The following is a 22,728-nucleotide window of genomic DNA, read 5'->3' on the forward strand; positions in this document are numbered from 1 at the left end:
AGTAACCAAACTAAAATTTCTCAAACAAGTTCATCACATCATTTTCCGTCAGTTTCGCTTCTCCCTCATGATCGGTGCTTAAAATTGACTGTGCCAGTTCGGCTTTATTTTGCTGCAAGGCAATAATTTTCTCTTCTATGCTTTGGTTGGTAATCAGCTTATACACAAATACCGGTTTGTCCTGTCCAATCCGCCATGCACGATCTGAAGCTTGATCCTCAGCAGCAGGGTTCCACCATGGATCATAGTGAATGACTGTATCTGCGGCTGTTAAATTCAGACCGACCCCTCCTGCTTTCAGACTGATTAAAAATACAGGCACTTGTCCAGACTGAAATGCAGTAATAACTTCATCTCGCTTTTTGGTCTGCCCAGTCAGTTTCACATAGCCAATTTCTGCGTGATGAAGTTGCTGCTCAATCAGTTCCAACATTGAGGTAAACTGAGAGAAGATAAGAATTTTTCGCCCCTCTTCCACCATTGGAACGACCATATCGATCAACTGTTCAAGTTTGGCAGAGTGTGCCTGCCCGGTTTTCACTGAATCCAGTTTCAGTAAGCTAGGATGGCAGCACACCTGACGTAGCTTCAGTAAGGCATCTAAAATTTGAATTTGACTACGTTTAAAGCCTTTTTCTGCCACAATTTTCTGAATGCTTGCCTGCATCGTGGCGCGAACAGCCTCATATAACTTGGATTGCTGTTCATTCATGTCAATATTGACTTCAATCGTGGTTTTTTCTGGCAATTCTTTGGCGACGTCAGTTTTCAAGCGACGTAAAATAAAGGGTTTAATGCGGTTTACCAACTTTTGCCTTAACTGCTGATCACCGCGTTTTTCAATCGGATAGCGGTATTTTTTATTAAAGATTTCTTGTGAATATAAAAATCCTGGCATCAGAAAATAAAATAGTGCCCACAGCTCACCCAAATGATTTTCCATAGGTGTACCGGTTAGACATAGACGATGTCGTGCTTTTAATTGTCGTACCACCTGTGCAGCTTTGGCACGCGGATTTTTGATATTCTGTGCTTCATCCAAAATGAGTTGATGATATTCATATTGTTTCAGTTGTTCTTCATCTCTCGCCAAGAGCGGATAGGTGGTTAACACAATGTCATAGTGCGGAATCTGCTCAAAATACTGATGGCGGTCGGGGCCCTGTAGCAGCAGTACCTTGAGCTCAGGGGTAAATTTCTGCGCTTCTTTGAACCAGTTATACATCAGCGATGTTGGCGCAACAATTAGTGCAGGTCTGTCCTGCAAATGTCCAGCCTGCTTTTCCATGAGTAAATGCGCTAAAGTTTGTGCTGTTTTGCCCAATCCCATATCATCCGCCAGAATCCCGCCATGCTGGGTTTCCCTTAAAAACTGTAACCAGCCTAAGCCCTGCTGCTGGTATGGACGCAATTCCCCCTGAAAACCTTGTGGTGTCGGCAGTTGTTGCTGATAGCCTTGTTTGAATTTCTGTACAAATTGCTGCAGCTGGTCACTGACCTGCCATGTCATCCCAAGATTATGCTGTAATTCTAATAGTTGACTCGCATCATAGCGATCGATACTGCGCTCTTCTTGCTGTAAAATGCTCTGCAGATGCAACAATACCGGCTTAATGTCCCTGGCGGATAGAGCCAAATCAGGTTGATCCACTGCAGTTTTCAGGGTGAAAATTTGACTGTCATGCAGATGAATAAAAGTCCGCGGATCAAGTAAATCAGGATTTTCTCGCACCAAAGCTACGAGCGCATCAAGCAAATTATAACAATTGCCTGCACTATCCTGAACCGTCGCCCCGATATTGAACCAGTCCTGCTGGCTTTCAGATTCAGTGATGGAAATATTTAAATTTTCTACATATTGCAGGTTAAAGGGGCTGTTTTCCAGATGCTCTATCTGCCAGCCCATCAACTCAATTTGATTGATGGGCATGAGTTGCCTGATCCAGTCTCCATAGAAAGCAAAAACCATAGAATCGAGACGTTGTTTATCAAGTTTTAATTGCTGTTCATTGCTCAGATCTTTCACCCACTCCAGTGATTCGACCAATAGCTGTAAACGCTGGATTGCCTGTTGTTCCTGAACTAAGTCCCGAAGCTGTCGCACCATTTTGCCATGCTGCTCACCAATAAAACTGTCACCTGATGTACCTGCTTTTATTCGCCCGCCTGCATAGGAGAATTCAATTTCAGCACAAACAGACTCCTCCCATTTCCAATCAAATTTATCTAAAACACCGAAGCGTAAAATTGGCTGGGGATTACCCTGTAAGACTTCAATCTCTTGAAGAAACCCAGGTTTCGGCAAGTTATGTATCGTTGTAGATTGATGGGTAAGCTGCTCGAACTCAGTCAAAACCGTCGCAGGCATCTCTGGCATCCGCCAAAGGTAGTACAGTAAATCCGATGTATATTCACTATAGAGTTGCCCTACCGTATTCTTGTGAATATCGATATAACAAAGTGGCTGACTTACAAGAATTTGAAGATGTGGATTCGATTTTAAATTGAGTCGAACATTTCCATTGACCAACTCAAAATCTAAGTGCTCAGTCTGTTTTTCAATGCTCTTTTGCCAAGAAAATTCAAGCTGATAGCTTTGTTCTGACCATGTAAGTGGAGCATCACTTTTTTGTTTCCAATAGACATCGCCACTCTGAATGAAAGATTTAAAATGCTCTAAAACAATGCCTGATATATCAAGACTATTTCCATAAGAAAACTCATTCTGATTGAGCTTGGCATAATAATAAATTTGATTAAATAATTGTCGCTTCCCATCAGGCAAAGACAGACGTTTTTTTAGAATATTGCCATATTCAGTATAAGAACTGACACCTGTGATCGTCCCACTTTTATTACGTCTACCTTTGCGAACCTCAAGTTTTAACCCGAATAGACCTAAAGGCTGATCTAAATAATAAAGTAAATAATTACTCGTTGTCTTTTGCTGCTCTAACTGGGTATGTTGTAAATACTGCTTAAACTCACTTAACCAGCGTTGTGCTTGATTAATTGCAACCCGATCTTTTTGAGTGTGAGATGATGACTGAGAGTCAACATAGCTCTTCAGATATCCTTCTCGATATTCTTGATAAAATAATTTGGCTAAAGCAGCAGCATGTTTACAGTTATATCCAACCGGACAAGTGCAGTCGTCATCAATTAAACGGTCTTTTTTAAGATTATAGGTAATTGCAGTATCGTAATAATCTGTCCCTTCAATTTGGGCATACATCGTGACATCGTCATTTTCCTCAAAGAACTCAATCGTTTTCCTATCAATGTGTTTAGCATAGCTCTGGCTGCGCTGAAGAGTTGCAGTACTAAAGCGAGATAGAAAATTGATCAATGAGGACATAATTACCAGACACTAAAAATGTTTATACAATTATAACGGACAAAGCTGTCATTTCAGAACAGTAGCCGAACTGCTCAACCCGAGCACAGATTCGACTCACTCAATAGGAATATTGTGAGTAAAGACAATCAAATCCGAGAAGTTAAACAGATCATTGAGGTCGAAAATATCCTGATAGAAGTGATCATTTCTTCACGACCGTTAATTTTAAACCAAATGGGGTTAAAAATTTTAGCATTGTTTCTAGAGTTGGATTTGCATCTGATCGCTCTAGTTTCTGTAAAGTTTGAAGCGAAATTTTAGTGATCTTGGACATTTCATGTAATGTCAGATGCAGCTCTGTTCTAATGAATTTTGCAATGACATGTATCGGCCAATCGGGATTCAGTTGAATCTGTTCTAAGACATATTGTCTTTTTTTAATTTGCTCTATTTGAGAGAGTGGAATAAAACGTTTATCCATAACAAATCTCCTTTAATTGTGCGCAAATACCTTCAATGCGATATGCACAATTTTCTAGAATTTCATCATCTATCCCGATAGATTTCATCTTGGTTATGTTCAATTGCGTAATCCATTGAATAATATGTTCCGCAGCTAGCTTTCCAACCTTTAGCTTTTTCACCTATTACTTCAATAGTGGCACAATCGATCGATTGATTATTCAGAAATATTTGGAAAGATCAAAAATCATTCATAATTCTATTTAAATAGTAAAGTACAGGCAGTTTTGCCTATTATATACTTATTATAGTAGTAAAGTATTATTTTTATCCAAGTGAGTTTTCAAAATTATGCTTCATCCATAATCCATTCTTTAAAAAGAGCATCCTCGATTTCATAAGTACCATTTTCTGGTTTAAAAATAATTTGTTTTTTTGATAAAGAACGTAGGGCCGATTGAATACTTGATACCGCAATGTTATCTACACCAATGGAATCAGCCAGATGTTGTCTAAATTGACTACTATAAAGTTCAACTTGCGATTCCGCTATGGCTTTTAAAATTAGCTGTTCTAATAACTTAAACTCTCCCCATAATCCCGAAAAGTCACGATGCCCCATTGTATCGGCTATAAGCTGTTCCTTGGCAAAATCTATAGCCAGCATCGGGTTTAAGGCTAAACGCTCCACTAATGATCTTGCTAGTTGAGGACTTTGCTTCATATCTAAAAAAGCATGCCATAAAATTTCTTTATTCAAACTACGTCCTGTTGTTTGATTAAATACATCTGCCAGATGATCTGTAAATGCTTTTGTTAGATTTGGAAAAGGTAAATTCTGTCCATAATGAAAAAATGGAGCACTACTTACAGAAAAAATTTGTCTCAGGCCTTCTCGACTTGAACCAGTAAAAATCACCTTTATTGTTTCTTTATGCATATCTAAAGCGGTACGTAAACTGGCAATCGTGGTTTTATATTTTGAACTAGCTAAAGCCTGAATCTCATCAAGTAACAGTAAAATAGGTTTCCCCTGCTGAGCCAGTTTAGTAATGCTAGACAAAATACTGGAATTCACTTGTCCTTGTAGAAGTGTCACTTCAGCTTTTACCCCTGCCACCTCTGTACTTAAAGAACCAATATTTTTAATCCAATGTGTGGCTTTCCCCATTAAGCCATTTTGTTTTGAAAACTCATCAAGAGCTTTTACAAACTGCCCTTCACTATGCAGGCCTGCATCTAAAAAACTGAAATAAAAAACGCGCCATCCAAGCTGTTCAGCTAGAGGCGTAATATCTTTTCGTAAAAATTCAGTTTTTCCCATCCGGCGTGGGGCAAAAAAAGTAAGAGAACTAGCTAGTCCAGTCTCAAACATGCCTAAAATTTGTTTCGCCAGTTCTGTACGTGGAAAGTGCCAAGGGTCATTGGAGATAGTCATCATTTTAATTACTCGGCAATGATTTATTTATTACCATAGATTGTATTAGATTCCATTAGATTGTAAATGTCTAATTAGATTTCTTTAATCTAATAGGATCTAATCAGGCCAATAAAGTACCTTTCTTACCGACTAAGTCAGTTTATTATATAACTCCATTATTTTGTGTTTTAATAGATATATATAGATATAAGACCCAATATTATGGATTTAAACTTCAAAAAACCTGAAGAGATTGTCACGTTATTATGTGAAAGGCTTCGCAAAGAACGACTTTATCTGGAAATGACTCAGGCAGACGTCGCTACACGTGCTGGTGTTAGTGTGAATACAGTATCTAATCTGGAAGCTGGTCGAAATGTTTCATTTGAAAATTTAGTACGTGTTGCCATGGTATTGGGCCGATTAAAAGAATTAGAGGAACTCTTTAAACCTCATTTAAACAGTGTAAATGACATTCTCCGCTATGAGAGCAATACGGCTCGCCAACGTATCAAAAGGAAATAAGTCCATGCTCAAAAAACTTAATGTTTACTACAATGGATGGGGTGAATATTGGCTTTGGGGTACACTGGTCTCCTCAACCGCAATCACAGGGCGGCCATTAATCGCCTTTGAATACAGTCCAGAAGCGATCAGTAAAGGTTTAGAACTTTCCTCTTACCTACTTCCATTAAAAGGTGACCCATTAAGAACGAACTTTCCTACACATCAAATGGGATTGCCAGGCCCTATATATGATGCCTTGCCCGATGGTTGGGGCATGCTTCTTATGGATCGCTTATTTAAAAAAAATGGATTCAATCCTGCACGGATTGGGCCATTAGAAAGACTCACGTATATTAATACACATGCGATGGGAGCATTATCCTTTGAACCTTCAGCACCTGAGTTCGCATTAACTGAAAATATCCCACTGATTAAACTCGCTCAAGAAGTTCAGGAAGTTCTCAAAGGAGAAGGTGCAGAATTTTTACAGCATTTATTAATTATGGGTGGATCTCCACAAGGTGCAAGGCCAAAAGCGCTCATCTATCGTGATCCTGTCACCAACGAATTCTCAACAGTTAGCTCACATCAACATGAAGCTTGGCTGATCAAATTTCCCGCTCAGCAAGAGCATCCTGAAGTTTGTGCAATTGAAGCTGTTTATGCAGAATGTTTGCGTCATTGTCATATTGATACCCCTGACACTCAATATTTTACTCTTCCGAATGGATTAACCGCATTTGCATCAAAGAGATTTGACCGCCACGATGGCATGCGTATCCCTATGCAAAGTTTAGCGGCCTTCACCGGAGCTGATTTTAAATCACCAGGGAGTTTAGACTACAGTAACTTTCTTCGCGCTGCACACTTTTGCACCAATGATGTTCGCGAAAAAGCAATTGCATTCAAGCGAGCTGTTTTCAATGTAGTCTTCAATAATCGAGATGATCATTGCAAAAACTTTTCATTTCTGATGTCCCAAAATGGGCAATGGAAACTCTCCCCTGCCTATGATGTTACTTTCTGTGAAGGGCCAGGTGGATATCATCAAATGGATATCATGGGTGAGGCACTGGATATTCCTCGACAAGCTCTTGTAAAACTTGGTACTCAGGAAGCGGAACTTTCTGCCCAAGAAGTCGATGAAATTATTAGTTCGATTTGTAAGGTTGCAATCCGATTCAGCAATATCGCTCATGATCTATTACCTGGACAAATTCAAGCAGAGACTATCCAAATGATCCAAAATAGGATTGAGCATAATATCAATTTATTGCACTAAATAGCTTTTACAAAGCTTCTATGAAGAGCTTATTCTATAATGTAGCTCTCAAATGAATAAGCCTTGAGGTATTTAAAGTAGCCTCTAAAGGCTGTCTCATATCAATACTAGAAGTACTCCATCCTGAACCGTACCGGGTTTGTCGGAGACCAAACTTTCTGAGATGAGACGCATTGCTTCGCAAGACGTAGCGAAGCGTAGTGATCCGATGAAAAAACCTAAATATACCCCTGAAATCAGAGATAGAGCGGTTCAATTATTGATTGAATTTGAAAAAGATTATCCATCGAATTGGGCTGCGATTGTGCCTAAAATTGGTTGCACTCCTGAAACTTTACGAGTTTGGTATCAAAAATATTTAGATCAACAAAATTCAATTAAAGTACAGCAACTTCCATATCAAGAACGTATTAAACAGCCCGAACGTGAAAATAAAGAAGTGCAACGTGCGAATGAAATTCTCCGTAAAGCAGCCACTTTTTTCGCCCAGGTGGAGCTCGAACGCCCACACAAATAATGCTGGATTTCATCCATAACAATAAAGACCTATATGGCGTTGAGGCGAATTGTAAGATTGTACCGATCGCAGCTTCTACCTATTAATTTAATTAAAAATGGGGGTATTACCCCTAGATCTAGTTGATGGGAAGCTTCGCTTCGCAAGGGAACATCAAACAAAGCGAGATCTACATGATTTGCATCATGCTGAATAAATTAAACGAATTTGGAAAGAAAGCTCCGGGCGTTATGGCATTTTAAAAACATCAGACAGCCTATCTAAGAGATTATTTATTGGTCTACTATGATAAGACTAACCCGTTAAGCTAGGTGGCCTAACTTAAATAAAAAAGTCTCCGACAAACCCGGTACAGTTCACCAAACTAAAATTTCTCAAACAAGTTCATCACGTCATTTTCCGTCAGTTTCGCTTCGCCCTCATGATCGGTACTTAGAATAGACTGTGCCAGTTCTGCTTTATTTTGCTGTAAGGCAAGAATTTTTTCTTCTATGCTTTTATTGGTAATCAGCTTATACACAAATACTGGCTTGTCCTGTCCAATCCGCCATGCACGATCTGAAGCTTGATCTTCAGCAGCAGGGTTCCACCATGGATCATAGTGAATGACCGTATCTGCGGCAGTTAGGTTCAGACCGACCCCTCCTGCTTTCAGACTGATTAAAAATATCGGCACTTGTCCAGACTGAAATGCTGTAATGACTTCATCTCGCTTTTTGGTCTTTCCAGTCAGCTTCACATAGCCAATTTCTGCGTGATGGAGGTGTTGCTCAATCAGTTCCAACATTGAGGTAAACTGAGAGAAGATAAGAATTTTTCGCCCCTCCTCCACCATTGGAACGACCATATCCATCAACTGTTCAAGTTTGGCAGAGTTTGCCTGCCCAATTTTCACTGAATCCAGCTTTAGTAAGCTAGGATGGCAGCACACCTGACGTAGCTTCAGTAAGGCATCTAAAATTTGAATTTGACTACGTTTAAAGCCTTTTTCTGCCACAATTTTCTGAATATTTTCCTGCATCGTGGCGCGAACAGCCTCATATAACTTGGATTGCTGGTCATTCATATCAATATTGACTTCAATCGTGGTTTTTTCTGGCAATTCTTTGGCTACGTCAGTTTTCAAGCGACGTAAAATGAAGGGCTTAATCCGGTTGACCAGCTTTTGCCTTAACTGCTGATCACCGCGTTTTTCAATCGGATGACGGTACTTTTTATTAAAAATTTCTTGTGAATATAAAAATCCTGGCATCAGGAAATAAAATAGTGCCCACAGTTCACCCAAATGATTTTCCATCGGGGTACCTGTTAGACACAAACGATGTCGTGCTTTTAATTGCCGTACTACCTGTGCAGCTTTGGCACGCGGATTTTTAATATTCTGCGCCTCATCTAAAATGAGTTGATGATATTCATATTGCTTTAATTGTTCTTCATCTCTCGCTAGAAGCGGATAGGTGGTTAACACAATATCATAGTGCGGAATCTGCTCAAAATTCTGATGGCGGTCGGGCCCCTGTAGCAGCAATACCTTCAGCTGAGGGGTAAATTTCTCCGCTTCTTTGAACCAGTTATGCATCAGCGATGTGGGTGCAACAATTAAGGCGGGACTGTCCTGCAAATATCCAGCCTGCTTTTCCATGAGTAAATGGGCTAAAGTTTGTGCTGTTTTCCCCAAGCCCATATCATCTGCCAGAATCCCGCCATGCTGGGTTTCCCTTAAAAACTGTAACCAGCCTAAGCCCTGCTGCTGGTATGGACGCAACTCCCCCTGAAAACCTTGTGGTGTCGGCAGTTGTTGCTGGTAGCCTTGTTTGAATTTCTGTACAAATTGCTGCAGGCGATCACTGACCTGCCATGTCATCCCAAGATTATGCTGCAATTCTAATAATTGACTCGCATCATAGCGATCAATACTGCGCTCTTCTTGCTGTAAAATGCTCTGCAGATGCAACAATACCGGCTTAATATCCCTAGCGGATAGAGCCAAATCAGGTTGATCAACTGCAGTTTTCACGGTGAAAATTTGACTGTCATGCAGATGAATAAAAGTCCGTGGATCAAGTAAATCAGGATTTACTCGCACCAAAGCTACGAGCGCATCAAGCAAATTATAAGAATTGCCTGCACTGTCTTGAACCGTCGCCCCGATATTGAACCAGTCCTGCTGACCTTCAGATTCAGTGATAGAAATATTTAAATTTTCAACATATTGCAGATTAAAGGGGCTGTTTTTCAGATGCTCTATCTGCCAGCCCATCAACTCAATTTGATTGATGGGCATCAGCTGTTTAATCCAATCTCCATAGAAAGCAAAAACCATAGAATCAAGACGTTGTTTATCCAGTTTTAATTGATGGTCATAACTAAGATCTTTCACCCACTTCAGTGATTCGACCAATAGCTGTAAACGTTGGATTGACTGTTGTTCCTGAACTAAGTCCCGAAGCTGTCGTACCATTTTGTCATGCTGCTCACCAATAAAACTGTCGCCTGATGTACCTGCTTTTATTCTTCCGCCTGCATAGGAGAATTCAATTTCAGCACAAACAGACTCTTCCCATTTCCAATCAAATTTATCTAAAAAACCGAAGCGTAAAATTGGCTGGGGACTACCCTCAAGGACATCAATATGCTGAATAGACTCGGGCTGAGGCAGATTTTTCACGTCTGAATATTGATGAGTCAGTTTCTCAAACTCTGGCAAGAGCATAGATGGAAGATCAGGCATCTGTAAAAAATGGTACAGAAGATTTGCCGTATATTCACCATATAACTGGCCCACCGTGTTCTGTTGAATATCCACATAACACGGTGGCTGGCTCGCGAGAATCTGAATATGAGGATTTGATTTTAAATCGAGTCGAATATCACCATTGACCAATTCAATGTTTAAATGCTCTGTCTGTTTGTTTAAACCTTGTTGCCAGATCAGTTCGATGTGATAGCCTTGTTCTGACCATTGAAGTGCAGTATGGCTCTTTTTTTTCCAGTACACATCGCCACTTTGAATAAAAGATTTGAAATGCTCCAATAAAATGCTTGAGATATCAAGATTGCTTTGATAAAAGCGTTCGTCGCTGTTTATTTTGGCGTAATAATAAATCTGGTTAAATAATTGTCGTTTTTGTTCAGGTAAAGTCAGATGCTTTCTGGTGATATTTTCATATTGGGTATAATAACTTTCCCCTGCAATTGAGCCGTTCTTATTGCGTCTGGCCTTCTGAACATCAACTGTCAATTTCTTTAAGCTGATCGACTGATCTAGCAGGTAAATTAAATAATTGCTCTGTACACGACAAAAATAGATAACTCATTGAAATAATGTCACAATAATTGTTTTCTAACGACGAATACTATGATACATCTCAATGAGTTATATCTTATCTTAAACAAATCTCTAAAATGGAACAAGTCACATTTAAAGTGCTTTGCGCTCATCATGCTTGTGATTATTTTAAAGCAAACATGTAATCTTTCTTCTGCATCTAAAGCCTTGCCCATCAAGTGCTTACCACAATCATTTTATCGACGTATGCAGCGCTTCTTTGCAGGTCAGTATTTTGATTATCGTCAAATTTCTCAGTTGATTTTCAATATGTTTTCATTCGACCAAGTGCAACTGACTTTAGATAGAACCAATTGGAAATGGGGAAAACGAAATATTAATATCCTGATGCTCGCAATCGTTTATCGTGGAATAGCGATACCTATCCTTTGGACATTGCTTAATAAACGTGGAAATTCAGATACGAAAGAGCGCATTGCTTTGATTCAACGCTTTATAGCCATTTTTGGTAAAGACCGTATTGTGAATGTGTTCGCAGACAGAGAGTTTATCGGTGAGCAGTGGTTTACATGGTTAATTGAACAAGACATCAACTTCTGCATTCGTGTTAAAAAAACTTCATTGTCACCAATCATTTAGGAAAGAATCATAAAATTAGTGATTTATTTCGCCATCTTAAAGTTGGTCAAATTGAATGTCGTAAACGACGGATTTTGGTTGGTCGGGTGAAACTATATATAAGTGCACTACAGTTAGAAAATGGAGAGCTTTTACTCGTCGTTTCTCCTCAGTTTAATGCCAATGCTATTCAGGATTATGCATTACGCTGGGAAATTGAAACCTTATTCAGTTGTCTCAAAGGACGCGGGTTTAATCTTGAAAATACGCGCTTGACAGACCCTAGACGAGTGAAAAAATTGATTGCGGTGTTAGCTATAAGCTTCTGTTGGTGTTACTTAACGGGTGAATGGCAACATGATCAAAAAAAAGCGATAAAAATAAAGAAGCATGGACGACTCTCAATGAGTTTATTTCGCTATGGTTTAGACTATGTTCAAATGGCGATTCAGCGTTTAATTGGTTTTGGGAAAAAAGAAGAGTTTAAGGAAATTTTGGCAATTTTAAGAAGGCAGAATCCTGATAGGATAAGGGTTCTGTGAAATTTGTCGTGTACAGAGAAATAATTGTTTGTTTTGACAGATTGCTCTGGTTCAGTCTGTTGTAAATACCGTTTAAAATCATTCAACCAGCGCTGCGCCTGATCATCCCCCCATCGGCGTTTTGCGATTCCCTGCGGAGATTGAGATTCAGCATAACGCTGTTGAAATTCCTGACGATATTCTTGAAAGAATAACCGCGCTAAAGCAGCAGCATGTTTACAGTTATATCCAACTGGACAAGTGCAGTCATCATCGATTAAACGGTCTTTTTTAAGATTATAGGTAATCGCGGTATCGTAATAATCTGTCCCTTCAATTTGAGCATACATCGTGACATCATCATTTTCCTCAAAGAACTCAATTGTTTCCCTATCAATGTGTTTAGCATAGCTCAGACTGCGCTGAAGAGTTGCAGTACTAAAGCGAGATAGAAAATTGATCAATAAGGACATAATTACCAGACACCAAAATGTTTATACAATTATAACGGACAAAGCTGTCATTTCAGAACAGTAGGGCTCGCCAACGTATCAGAAGAAAATAAATCCATGCTCAAAAAAACTTAATGTTTACTACAATGGATGGGGTGAATATTGGCTCGATTTGTAAGGTTGCAATCCTATTCAGCAACATCGCTCATGATCTATTACCTGGACAAATTCAAGTAGAGACTCTCCAAATGATCCAAAATAGGATTGGGCATAATATTCATTTATTGCACTAAATAGCTTTCACAAAGCTTCTATGAAGGGCTTATTCTAACCGTTGTTTTATCACGGCATAAGCTACACCAGTCACCACACTTCCAATCGCAATCGCCAATAAATATTTTAATGGATAATTCATCGCATTCGGAATGATCAGTACCATTACACCGCCATGAGGAGTGACTAGTTCACATTTAAATAATGCAACCAAAGCCCCAGTTACAGCACCACCTGCGATCGCGCATGGAAGCACTCGAATCGGGTCTTTGGCAGCAAACGGAATAGCCCCTTCCGAGATGAAACATAGGCCCAGAACTACAGCAGCCTTCCCTGCATCTTGCTCAGGTTTGGCAAATTTATGCTTTGCCAGAAAAGTTGCAATTGCCATACCCAACGGTGGTACCATACCCGCAGCCATGGTAATCGCCATCGGTCCGTATGTTTGTGACGTAAGTAAGCCTACCGTAAAGGCATAAGCTGCTTTATTTATTGGCCCCCCAACATCAATACACATCATACTCCCAAGGATAACCCCCATGATCATGGCATTGGTCGTCCCCATATTGGCAAGGAAGTGTGTGAGTAATTCAAACAATTGTGCAACAGGCTGTCCAACCACATAAATCATGATTAAACCAACAGCTAAACTGGCCAATAGTGGAATAATCAAAATTGGTTTTAATGCTTCTAGGCTACTTGGGAGTTTAAGCTGTTTCGATAAAAATAACGCAATATAACCTGCAATAAAACCTGCAACTAATCCACCGAGAAAGCCTGCCTCTAATTGTGTAGCAAGTAAACCGCCAATCAAACCTGGAGTTAAACCCGGACGATCCGCAATAGAATAAGCAATGTAACCTGCCAGCATAGGTACCATAAGAGTAAATGCTGCAGCACCTATTTGCTTTAAGGATGCGGCAAAGCTTCCTTCAACAGGATTGAGGCCGAACATAAACGAGATGGCAATGATCAAACCGCCCGCCACCACCATCGGCAGCATGAAAGACACCCCTGTTAAAAGGTGTTTATAAATTCCAGTTTTTTCTTTGTTTTCATTTTCTGTTTTAGTGGCTGTTTGCTTACCCGTTTCAAGCACTTTGGCCTCAGCAATTGCATTTGCAAAAGTCTTATCCGTTTGTTTAAGGGCAAATCCTGTACTGCAGCGATATACACGTTTGCCTACAAAGCGATCTGTATTGACCTCAATATCCGTTGCTAAGATCACGACATCTGCTTTGGCAATACTTTCTGCCGATAAAATATTTTTAGCCCCAACCGATCCTTGGGTTTCAACATCAATCTGATAACCGTGCTTTACTGCACCTTGTTGTAAGGCTTCGGCCGCCATAAACGTATGCGCAACACCAGTTGGACATGCTGTAATGGCGACAAACCGTGTAACCCCTACATTGGCTGCAATAGTTTCATCTAAAACATCTGAATGCTCAAGAACCTCTTGCAAAAGCATGATCGCATCGTGTTGTGCGTTATTCAAACCAATGACTTTCACAACCTTGTCACGCAGTTGAGTCGCATCTGCCGACTTCTGTCCAACAAAAACAACCGTATCAATAACATTTGATAAATCGAGATGCTCAACTGATGTCGCCACATCATTGGAAATACCAAGTGCTGTTGCTGCTTTAGACAGTTTTTTGGCCAAAATCACTGCATTAATCGGCTGCTCGGGACTATGTGGCACAAATAAAATATGTTTAATCTCTTGCATCGTATTAACTCAATGATTGGACTGAGATTTGCGATTTCAAATCTTCAATAACAGCAAAGTCTGGAAGGGCAAACCCAATTTGGGTCACAGCGTTGCTCGCAATTGCGGTTGCTGTTTTCAATGTTTCTTCTGGGGAAGTTGAACTCAACAAGCCATGAATCATACCTGCCAGCAAGGAATCTCCCGCACCCACCGTACTTTGGACGGTGACTTTCGGTGCAGTAGCATGCAGGGGTTGCGTGTGGTGAAGCCAGTTCACTCCGTTTTCACCCATCGAGACCACAATATGTTCGATCTGACTATTTAAACTGGCAAAAAGATGCTGCTGTTCTGCAAACGTTTCTGCTGGCAAATGGTAGGTTTCCGTCAACTCATCTGTATTCGGCTTGATCAACCAAGGATGCGCAGCAATTGCTGCTTTCAACGCAACACCACTGGTATCTACTGCGACTTTTTTTCCAGCAGACTGTAACCATAGAATCAGTGTTGAAAGCTCTTCTGCAGAAAAACCTTGTGGCAAACTGCCTGCAATCACAATCACATCAACCTCTAAAATCAGTTGAGATAGGCGTTCACGTAATTGTTGTTTTGCTGAGGTATCTAAAAAAAAGCCCTTGCCATTGATGTCAGTCATCCGACCAGAAGCTTCTGCAACTTTAATGTTTTGTCGTGTTTCACCTGCAACATAAATAAATTGGTTATCAAATTGCTCTTGTTGGATATGATGGTCAAAAATTTGACGGTTTTCTTGCCCCAAAAAGCCACTCACAATCAGTTCATGTCCCAAATCCTTAAGGACCTGAGCCACGTTTAAGCCTTTACCGGCTGCATGACTTTGGGCCGTTAACTGACGATTGACCTCGCCAACTTTTAGTTGATCCAATTGCACGGTGAGGTCAATTGCAGGATTCAGAGAAATGCTTAATATCTTAGCCATTCGGTATTTACTCCACCAATGCACGTACGGCAGACGCACTGTCACAACTTAAGGCTTGCTGTGCGACCTGTTGGCAATTTATATAGTTCAAACCACGAATTTGCGCCTTCACCAATGGAATACTGGTACTCGACATACTCAACTCATCCACGCCCAAGCCTATCAATACAGGCACAGCTTTTGGATCAGCAGCCAATTCACCACAAATGCCCACCCATTTACCATGCTGATGCGCTGCCCGAACCGTTTGATCAATCAATAGCAAAATACTCGGATGTAAGCCATCAGCTTCAGCAGACAACAGTGGATGACCACGGTCAATCGCCAGAGTATATTGAGTCAAGTCATTGGTTCCAATACTAAAAAAATCAACTTCTTGAGCAAGAATTGGAGCCAACAATGCTGCCGCAGGAACCTCAATCATAATACCGACTTGTAAGTTTGCACATGGATGCTGTATGCGAACCTCATCCAAAATTGCTTTTGCTGCTCGCCATTCTTCAACCCGCCCAATCATCGGAAACATAATTCTTAATGGGCGATTATCTGCTGCTTTAAGTAAAGCAACCAATTGCTGACGTAACAATTCTGGCTTACGTAAAGTCAGACGAATACCACGTAAGCCCAAGAATGGATTTTCTTCCTTTTCAATAGGCAAATACGGCAAAGGTTTGTCCCCGCCCACATCAAGTGTACGTACCACCAATGGACGACCCGCCAAAGCATCTAACACCACCCGATAATCAGCTTCTTGTGTAGCCTCATCAGGCGCACTGCTGTGTGACATAAAGACCAATTCTGTGCGTAGCAAACCAATTGCTTCTGCCCCATCGGCCACAGCCTGTATCGTAGCGCCCACTTTGCCAATATTGGCTGCGATTTCAACTTGATGTTGATCCAGTGTGATGGCAGGTTCTAAACAATGCTGTTCCGCTTGTTCTCGCAACTCACGCTGGCGTTGGCGCTCTGCAATGGCATGATCAATCTGAGTTTGCTCGGGTGAGACCACATACTCACCAGTATCCCCATTAATTAGCACGGTAGCATGGTTCTCAATATTTAAAACAGCTACACCCGCACCTACGACTGCTGGAATAGCCAGAGCACGTGCCACAATAGCACTATGGGCACTCGCTCCACCAACCGCGGTCAAAATGCCTGCAACACGATCTTTATTCAGACGCGCTACATCACTCGGACCAACATCATGCATAATTAAAATATAAGGTTGCTCGGGTTCTGTGACATCGGCCACACCGCACAAAGCAGCCAAAACACGCTCACCAATATCCCTTAAATCAGCCGCACGCTCTGCCAGTAAACGATCGCTAAGTGCAGCCTGTGCGGTAGCAGCCACTTCAATATGATCATGCCAAGCTGCAGCAGCAGACAACCCCTGTTTTAAACCGCGTTGTACACTTTGGAGGAGGTCTGGATCATCCAGCATTTCCAAATGTGCCATGAAGATCTGCTTAATGGCAGTAGATTCAGTATGTGCAATGAATTGACGTAAGCTATTTTTCACCTGATGAAGCGCAATTTCAAGCTTTTCATTCTCAGCTTTAAAACTCTGTCCGCGACGTTCATAACTAAATTCGCGTGGCTTCACCACATGAGCAGGACCAAAAGCAAGGCCAGTTGATGCCGCAATACCGCAGCTACCCGTATCGCCATGTGATTCAAAAGGCATTAATTCCAAAGTATTTACGACTGGGTCACTACTGCTGTGCTGATGAGATACAAAATCAACAGCTTCAACCTCTTCTCCTAAGCCCTGTTTAACTGCATCAATAATCTGTTCTAAGCCTGCTACAGCATCGGTATCGGGTTGTGCAATAAAAGTCAGAGTTTGACCACGACGACATCCCATAGCTAATAATTTGGTTAAACTTTTTGCCGAAACGTAAGCCCCCTCATCTACAGCAACGAGAATATCCCCTGCAAATTTCTTAGTCATATTGACCAAGTGTGTCGCGGGACGCGCATGTAGACCATGAGCATTAGCTAAGACAATACGACGAGATGGCCAATCAGGAATCAGTTCAGCACCAATTAACTGCGCCAACTGGTGACTATCTTGCTCTTGGTTGAGGGTATGAACTTGTTCAGTATCAAACAAAATATCCATTAACCGTTGAAACCGTTGCATATCCAGTTGCTCATTACTGGCAATACACACCAAAGTCTTGAGCATTTCCTGCTGATGGCTTAAAACCTGTTCCGCTTTTACCAAACTTACAGCTGGGCTCAAAACATGCTGGTTAGAAGTGATCGACCAGACCCCCTCCCCTAAATGAATCATGCTGTTTAGGTTTAAACCCGACAGAAAACCACACTCCACCATTTTTTGCTGTTTCAGCAACTGTGTTGCCTGCCAAATTAAATCTTCTACATCAAGTGCGGGAACTTGGGTGGCGATTAAATTTTCATGCAATGCCAAAGATGCGGGTTGGGCTTGTAATAATGCAATAATTTGCTCTGCAGAGTGAGCCTGTTTCACTTGATCAGCGACATCATTAATTAAAGCCCGCGTCAAAATTTGTAAGACTTGTAAATGCTCATCTGATTTCGCAGCAATCACTACTGCTAAATAAATTTTATTTTCACCGTCCCAAACAACTCCTTCAGGAAAGTGTGCCAGACGAATACCAGTTTTTAAAATAGATTGTCGCGACTGAGGCGTTCCATGCGGAATGGCAATTCCTTGCCCTAAATACGTTGCACTTTGTTGTTCGCGCCCGGTCAACCCATGAATATAATCAGGTGTAACCAATTGGTCTTCGACCAAGATATCGACTAGACATTGCAACGCTTGTGCCTTATCAGTGGCGTGTTGTTTCATTCGAACATGTTGTATATCTAGTGCGAACATAAAACGTCCTTGCAAAGCAGCATAGTGAGAAGCCATGCTTTTTTACTGCAGAAAAAATAAGTCGAATTCTACTCAGGATTTACACAAAAATCTGTATTTTTTGATTTTATCTTCATGATCATCATTACGACGTAATTAAGAAACGACGAGATTCTTCAGAGTTCAGTGTTGCGATAGTTGGGTTTAGTCCTATTAAATATAATTCACACATTGAAGCTTTATATCAACAATTATTAAGCTAGGGTAAGAATAAAATGTGTGCTTTAGGTGCTGCAATGCGCAAGCTTATACATCTGTGTTATGGCGTTTTAAAACATCAGACTGCCTATCAAAGAGATTATTTATTAGTCGAATAATCTCAAAACCTGATTGACTACCAAGACGGTATCTCAGGTCACTGACTTCACGTAATTAAAACTCATTCAGGTTGGGTCTAAACCGCATTTATTATTGATGTGTTTTCATGTGCAATTGTTGGCTGGAAAGTATCAACACGTAAGAATACTGATATGGTGCTTGATGCGCTGAGTTATGTATCGTCTTTTGAGCTTGAAGCAATGTACGATGATAAGATTAACCCGTTAGGTCAGGTGGCCCAACTTAAATAAAAAAGTCTCCGACAAACCTGGTACGGTTCAGTTTGATTTCGTCCGTGCTTGCCTTGTGGTTGTGCATACCATTGGGTCTTCGGATCAAACCAGATTGAAATATTCCCTCGCTTGATTAAAGCACGATTGTAGGATGACCAATTTGTTGTACGGTAGATTTTAGATGTAGGCTTCTTTAACTGGAAAATATATTGCTGAAGAAGCCTTCAAGAATAGCTTTGTGCAACAAAGCCATGCATAAAATTAAAAATTCTGGGATCCAAATATCAATCAAAAAGAAGATCACTTTTTGAGTTATCAAAGATGCCTATAATGTTCCTAAGAATGAATAATTATTAATTATGAGGCCTTACTAAATTTGATTTAATGGGATCTTCAAGTATTGGACTCCATTTTGACTGGTAGGTGGAAATTTACCTGCTGCCAAGTTAATTTGAATCGCATAAATCAATAACTGAGGTGGACTTAAAGTTGAGTCACGCTGCTGTCTCATATGTACAAAACTAGTTTTATCTACCTCTTGCTTAATATGAATATTTTCTTTTTTCTGTTGATCTACCGTACTTAAAAATTCATGTGATCTATAAGTCGGTGGATAATCGTGGCATAAATAAATTTTAGTGCTATTAGGAAATGCTAAAATTTTCATAATAGATTTATACAGTTGATATGCATTTCCTCCTGGAAAATCACATCTCGCAGTACCAATATCTGTTGCGAATAATGTATCTCCGACAAAAATATGCTCCCCTACTTTAAAGGCAATATCTGCTGGAGTATGACCTGGAACATACAATGCCAGAGCCTGATGACCACACAATTCAAAGACTTCATCTTCTTCAAAGAAATAATCAAATTGAGATACTGTTGCTGGAGAAAGATCATAGACAGGATGAAACATCTCAAATACAGAGTGGATATGCTTACTTACCCCAATCCTTCCACCTAATTTTTGCTTTATATAAGTTGCAGCGGATAAGTGATCTGCATGAATATGGGTCTCTAAAATCCATTCAAGATGATATTGATGATCTTGAATATATTCAATAATTTCATCTGCATGCGATGTCGAAGTTCTCGCAGAATTAATCTCATAATCAAGCACTGAATCAATTACTGCACATTTTTTATTTTCTGTATCAGCAATCACATAACTAAACGTTGAACTTATTGGCTCTAAAAATGCTTGGATACTAAGCGCCATAAATAACCTCTATAAAATATTAATTTTAAAATTTATTTTGCAATCAACTGACTCGTCATGATGCATGCTGTACACAACATAATTGCTGCACAAATACGCTGTAAAATGGGTTGAGGAATATAATTAATTACCCATCTTCCCAGAATAAGCCCTAGGATCGACATCACAATAAAAGGGTAACTCGTTGCAGGTATATGCATGCCTTGATAAGCCATGATGCTGATTGTAGATATTGAAACCAAAGCAACCACCATCAAGGATGTTGCAATAATACTATGCAGTTTTATATCGCTACTCGCTGTCATTCCAGGAACTATAATAATCCCTCCCCCAATACCCAATAAGCCACTCAATAAACCTGAACTACCGCCTAAAAATCCGAGTTTCTTAAAACAGAGATATGTCCAATTGAGGCGATGAGTTTCAGAGTTAACCAGACATGGCGCACTTGATAGCATGCTGGTTGCTTTCGTTGATGAACTGGCTTTTCTCCAAAGCTGAATGGCTGAATAAAATAGAAAACAGACAAATCCTGTCAAACTTAGCGTTAAAGGAATATAGTTTGCCAGCAACAAACCTAGGGGAACTAAGCAAAAACCAATCACAGCCATATACAAGGCAGCTCGATAGCGAACGATACCCTTATTGAGTCCCTGAACTGCAGCCCAACTTGCAGATAAAGCAATCGCTAACAGAGCGATGGGCTTTGCCTCTTCAAAGCTATATCCTAACCCCATCATGAGAATAGGAAGTGCAACGATGCCCCCACCGCCCCCTGTTAAGCCTAGTAAAATTCCAACAAACAGACCAAAAATGACTGTAAGCATGGCCACCTCCATTAATTTCCATTAGAAACGAATGAAATTAAAGATTCAGGCATCAACATACTCTCAATGTCACACGTGGATGCCTAAAAGGTTATACAGGTTGTTCCTTCATTTGCTGAACCTGTCCAATTGAACTTTTCTCATCACTGACATCTCTGGCTTTTAGGCCAGGATGAACATGTAAAGGTTCAGCATCAATTGGAATAAGATCTTTTTTCACTTCTTTGGAACGTCTTACTAAAAAGTCAATCAGATGGTTACGGATCTGATAGTATTGAGGGTCATGGTGCATCGTTTCACGACTTCGATCACGAGGTAAAGTATTCACCACAATTTCAGCTACACAGGCTTGAGGTCCATTACTCATTAACATGATTTTATCTGCCAGTAAAATGGCTTCATCAATGTCATGAGTAATCATAAAGACTGTTTGTTTAGTCATTTCACAGATTTTGAGTAGCTCGTCTTGAATCACACCTCGTGTTAACGCATCCAAAGCACCAAATGGCTCATCCATCAGCAACATCTTAGGTTCTACTGAAAATGCCCGTGCGATGCCTACACGTTGTTTCATTCCACCTGAAAGCTCACTCGGCTTTTTCTTGCCTACATTTTTGAGTCCAACCAAATCTAAAAATTTAGATGCGTGTTCTAGAGTCTTCTGTTTGGACCAGTCTGGGTAACGTGATTTAATTGCAAAACACACATTTTCTTCAACTGAGAGCCAAGGCAACAAAGCATGGTTTTGAAAGACTATGCCACGATCTAGACTTGGCCCCTTAATCTCCTTACCTGCCATAATAGCAACGCCTTCACTGGCCTCTTCCAAACCTGCAATCACGTTTAAAATTGTACTTTTGCCACAACCTGAATGACCAATTACACAAACAAACTCACCTGGCATAATGCTAAAGTTAATATGTTCAAATACAGCAGGTTGATCTTCACGGTAGCGTTTTGCTAATCCTTCGACTTTGATAAAAGGTGTATTCATCTTATTCTCCGATTTATTCTACATAAGTCACTTTCTTTTGCAGTTGTCCAAACATCATGTCGAGTAACATCCCAATTAAACCAATTAGAAAGACTGCAAACACGACATTGCCAATTGATAGGTTATTCCATTGATTCCATACAAAGTAACCAATACCTGTACCCCCTACTAACATCTCAGCAGCAACAATCACGAGCCATGCAATCCCCATTGAAATTCGCATACCAGTAATGATGGTAGGTGCAGCAGCGGGTAAAACTACCAAGAAAGCTTTACGAAGTGGATTCACTTCTAGAACTCGCGCCACATTGAGCCAATCTTTACGTACAGCTGCTACACCAAAAGCGGTATTAATCAGCATCGGCCACAGTGAGCAAATGAAAATCACAAAAATGGCAGAAGTCGTTGAATCTTTGATGGTATAAAGTGCAATCGGCATCCAAGCTAAAGGAGAAATCGGTTTTAAAATCTGAATAAATGGATCAAGAACTTTGTATAGCAAAGGAGAATTACCAATCAAGAAACCCACAGGTATCGCAACCATTACCGCAAGTAAAAAACCAATCGCTACACGGCCCAGAGAATGCATCAACTGGATACCAATACCTTTGTCATTTGGACCATTGTCATAAAATGGATCTTTGAGCTGATTAATAGTGATATCAACAAACTGATTGGGTGTCGGCATGCCATTATTGGCTTTGACATTTCCATATTCATCTGGAATTTTTCCCATCAACTTTGCATATTCAGTTTGTTCACTGGTCATACCTGTCTTTGGTTTTGGCATTGTTGCGATTTGCCACACCATCAGAAGTGATAACATGAGAAAACAGGATAAAACCGCTGACTTTAATTTCAAGGACATGTGCA

The 22,728-nt window shown here is 40.4% G+C and carries 13 protein-coding genes, 8 pseudogenes and 1 other annotated feature; of the genes and pseudogenes, 7 read left to right on the plus strand and 14 right to left on the minus strand.

Annotation, left to right across the window (positions count from 1 at the left end; translation table 11 throughout):
* Positions 1–10: 10 nt before the first annotated feature.
* The 3 genes from I6L31_RS09760 to I6L31_RS09770 form a co-directional block, all read right to left on the minus strand.
* The gene (locus tag I6L31_RS09760) at positions 11–3,358 is read right to left on the minus strand and encodes a DEAD/DEAH box helicase (protein ID WP_005001572.1); all 3,348 of its coding nucleotides are present in this window, start codon (positions 3,356–3,358) and stop codon (positions 11–13) included.
* Positions 3,359–3,542: 184 nt separating this feature from the next.
* Positions 3,543–3,821: a helix-turn-helix domain-containing protein gene (locus I6L31_RS09765; RefSeq protein WP_005001571.1), complete on the minus strand. Its 279-nt coding sequence runs from the start codon at positions 3,819–3,821 to the stop codon at positions 3,543–3,545.
* Between the two features lie 330 nt (positions 3,822–4,151).
* The gene (locus I6L31_RS09770; RefSeq protein WP_005001570.1) at positions 4,152–5,243 is read right to left on the minus strand and encodes an ATP-binding protein; all 1,092 of its coding nucleotides are present in this window, start codon (positions 5,241–5,243) and stop codon (positions 4,152–4,154) included.
* Positions 5,244–5,444: 201 nt separating this feature from the next.
* Between I6L31_RS09770 and I6L31_RS09775 the strand changes: the two genes are divergently transcribed.
* The 3 genes and pseudogenes from I6L31_RS09775 to I6L31_RS09785 form a co-directional block, all read left to right on the plus strand.
* The gene (locus I6L31_RS09775) at positions 5,445–5,747 is read left to right on the plus strand and encodes a helix-turn-helix transcriptional regulator (protein ID WP_005001569.1); all 303 of its coding nucleotides are present in this window, start codon (positions 5,445–5,447) and stop codon (positions 5,745–5,747) included.
* Positions 5,748–5,751: 4 nt separating this feature from the next.
* On the plus strand, positions 5,752–7,011 hold the full coding sequence (locus I6L31_RS09780; protein WP_005001567.1) for a type II toxin-antitoxin system HipA family toxin: 1,260 nt from the start codon (positions 5,752–5,754) through the stop codon (positions 7,009–7,011).
* Positions 7,012–7,219: 208 nt separating this feature from the next.
* A pseudogene (locus I6L31_RS09785) lies at positions 7,220–7,805 on the plus strand (transposase); the annotation flags it as partial.
* Positions 7,486–7,602 (plus strand) — a sequence feature (AL1L pseudoknot). (Overlaps the previous pseudogene by 117 nt.)
* A gap of 87 nt (positions 7,806–7,892) precedes the next feature.
* On the opposite strand, the gene I6L31_RS09790 reads toward I6L31_RS09785, so the two are convergent.
* A complete protein-coding gene (locus I6L31_RS09790) occupies positions 7,893–10,838 on the minus strand; it encodes a DEAD/DEAH box helicase (protein WP_228738694.1) in 2,946 nt (981 codons plus the stop codon).
* A 48-nt stretch (positions 10,839–10,886) separates the two neighbouring features.
* On the opposite strand from I6L31_RS09790, the gene I6L31_RS09795 reads away from it, so the two are divergent.
* Positions 10,887–11,977 (plus strand): IS4-like element ISAba1 family transposase gene (locus I6L31_RS09795; RefSeq protein ID WP_100607965.1). Its coding sequence is split into 2 segments (ribosomal slippage): positions 10,887–11,427 and positions 11,427–11,977, totalling 1,092 coding nucleotides; the frame shifts between segments, so codons are not numbered across the junction.
* Between the two features lie 20 nt (positions 11,978–11,997).
* Here the strand turns inward: I6L31_RS09795 and I6L31_RS09800 are convergent.
* A pseudogene (locus tag I6L31_RS09800) lies at positions 11,998–12,429 on the minus strand (SWIM zinc finger family protein); the annotation flags it as partial.
* A 140-nt stretch (positions 12,430–12,569) separates the two neighbouring features.
* On the opposite strand from I6L31_RS09800, the pseudogene I6L31_RS18550 reads away from it, so the two are divergent.
* Positions 12,570–12,701, plus strand: a pseudogene (locus I6L31_RS18550) (serine/threonine-protein kinase HipA); the annotation flags it as partial.
* A 29-nt stretch (positions 12,702–12,730) separates the two neighbouring features.
* Here I6L31_RS18550 and I6L31_RS09805 read toward each other — a convergent pair.
* The 4 genes and pseudogenes from I6L31_RS09805 to fruB all read right to left on the minus strand — a co-directional run.
* Positions 12,731–14,413: a fructose-specific PTS transporter subunit EIIC gene (locus tag I6L31_RS09805; RefSeq protein ID WP_005001561.1), complete on the minus strand. Its 1,683-nt coding sequence runs from the start codon at positions 14,411–14,413 to the stop codon at positions 12,731–12,733.
* Positions 14,414–14,417: 4 nt separating this feature from the next.
* Positions 14,418–15,350 carry a 1-phosphofructokinase gene (gene pfkB, locus I6L31_RS09810; RefSeq protein ID WP_005001558.1) on the minus strand — a complete coding sequence of 311 codons (933 nt, stop codon included), beginning with the start codon at positions 15,348–15,350 and terminating at the stop codon, positions 14,418–14,420.
* A gap of 7 nt (positions 15,351–15,357) precedes the next feature.
* Positions 15,358–17,007, minus strand: a pseudogene (ptsP, locus tag I6L31_RS18555) (phosphoenolpyruvate--protein phosphotransferase); the annotation flags it as partial.
* Between the two features lie 86 nt (positions 17,008–17,093).
* Positions 17,094–18,222 (minus strand): annotated as a pseudogene (gene fruB / locus I6L31_RS18560) (fused PTS fructose transporter subunit IIA/HPr protein); the annotation flags it as partial.
* Between the two features lie 188 nt (positions 18,223–18,410).
* On the opposite strand from fruB, the pseudogene I6L31_RS18360 reads away from it, so the two are divergent.
* Together I6L31_RS18360 and I6L31_RS18565 are read left to right on the plus strand one after the other, a co-directional pair.
* A pseudogene (locus I6L31_RS18360) lies at positions 18,411–18,578 on the plus strand (IS110 family transposase); the annotation flags it as partial.
* A gap of 54 nt (positions 18,579–18,632) precedes the next feature.
* Positions 18,633–18,749: pseudogene (locus I6L31_RS18565) on the plus strand (IS3 family transposase); the annotation flags it as partial.
* Between the two features lie 110 nt (positions 18,750–18,859).
* Here I6L31_RS18565 and I6L31_RS09825 read toward each other — a convergent pair.
* From I6L31_RS09825 to ntrB, 5 genes and pseudogenes are all read right to left on the minus strand, one after another.
* Positions 18,860–19,018, minus strand: a pseudogene (locus tag I6L31_RS09825) (IS5/IS1182 family transposase); the annotation flags it as partial.
* Positions 19,019–19,182: 164 nt separating this feature from the next.
* Entirely contained in the window at positions 19,183–20,034 is an 852-nt protein-coding gene (locus tag I6L31_RS09830; RefSeq protein WP_005001553.1) for an MBL fold metallo-hydrolase, read from the minus strand.
* Positions 20,035–20,066: 32 nt separating this feature from the next.
* Positions 20,067–20,861 carry a sulfite exporter TauE/SafE family protein gene (locus tag I6L31_RS09835; RefSeq protein ID WP_004762972.1) on the minus strand — a complete coding sequence of 265 codons (795 nt, stop codon included), beginning with the start codon at positions 20,859–20,861 and terminating at the stop codon, positions 20,067–20,069.
* 91 nt (positions 20,862–20,952) lie between these two features.
* Complete coding sequence (locus I6L31_RS09840) at positions 20,953–21,855, minus strand: ABC transporter ATP-binding protein (RefSeq protein ID WP_004762974.1); 903 nt, start codon at positions 21,853–21,855, stop codon at positions 20,953–20,955.
* Positions 21,856–21,868: 13 nt separating this feature from the next.
* Positions 21,869–22,723, minus strand: coding sequence for a nitrate ABC transporter permease (gene ntrB, locus I6L31_RS09845; protein ID WP_004762976.1), 855 nt, complete (start codon positions 22,721–22,723; stop codon positions 21,869–21,871).
* Positions 22,724–22,728: the final 5 nt, after the last annotated feature.

The sequence above is a fragment of the Acinetobacter septicus genome (assembly GCF_019355975.1).
GTDB classification, from domain to species: Bacteria; Pseudomonadota; Gammaproteobacteria; order Pseudomonadales; family Moraxellaceae; genus Acinetobacter; species Acinetobacter ursingii.

What these genes read in the sequence shown, in the direction of transcription:
- pfkB (WP_005001558.1), bottom strand. Translation starts at nt 15,350, where the DNA reads ATGGCTAAGATATTAAGCATTTCTCTGAATCCTGCAATTGACCTCACC.
- I6L31_RS09840 (WP_004762974.1), bottom strand. Translation starts at nt 21,855, where the DNA reads ATGAATACACCTTTTATCAAAGTCGAAGGATTAGCAAAACGCTACCGT.
- I6L31_RS09835 (WP_004762972.1), bottom strand. Translation starts at nt 20,861, where the DNA reads ATGCTTACAGTCATTTTTGGTCTGTTTGTTGGAATTTTACTAGGCTTA.
- I6L31_RS09765 (WP_005001571.1), bottom strand. Translation starts at nt 3,821, where the DNA reads ATGGATAAACGTTTTATTCCACTCTCTCAAATAGAGCAAATTAAAAAA.
- I6L31_RS09770 (WP_005001570.1), bottom strand. Translation starts at nt 5,243, where the DNA reads ATGATGACTATCTCCAATGACCCTTGGCACTTTCCACGTACAGAACTG.
- I6L31_RS09830 (WP_005001553.1), bottom strand. Translation starts at nt 20,034, where the DNA reads ATGGCGCTTAGTATCCAAGCATTTTTAGAGCCAATAAGTTCAACGTTT.
- I6L31_RS09760 (WP_005001572.1), bottom strand. Translation starts at nt 3,358, where the DNA reads ATGTCCTCATTGATCAATTTTCTATCTCGCTTTAGTACTGCAACTCTT.
- I6L31_RS09780 (WP_005001567.1), top strand. Translation starts at nt 5,752, where the DNA reads ATGCTCAAAAAACTTAATGTTTACTACAATGGATGGGGTGAATATTGG.
- ntrB (WP_004762976.1), bottom strand. Translation starts at nt 22,723, where the DNA reads ATGTCCTTGAAATTAAAGTCAGCGGTTTTATCCTGTTTTCTCATGTTA.
- I6L31_RS09775 (WP_005001569.1), top strand. Translation starts at nt 5,445, where the DNA reads ATGGATTTAAACTTCAAAAAACCTGAAGAGATTGTCACGTTATTATGT.
- I6L31_RS09805 (WP_005001561.1), bottom strand. Translation starts at nt 14,413, where the DNA reads ATGCAAGAGATTAAACATATTTTATTTGTGCCACATAGTCCCGAGCAG.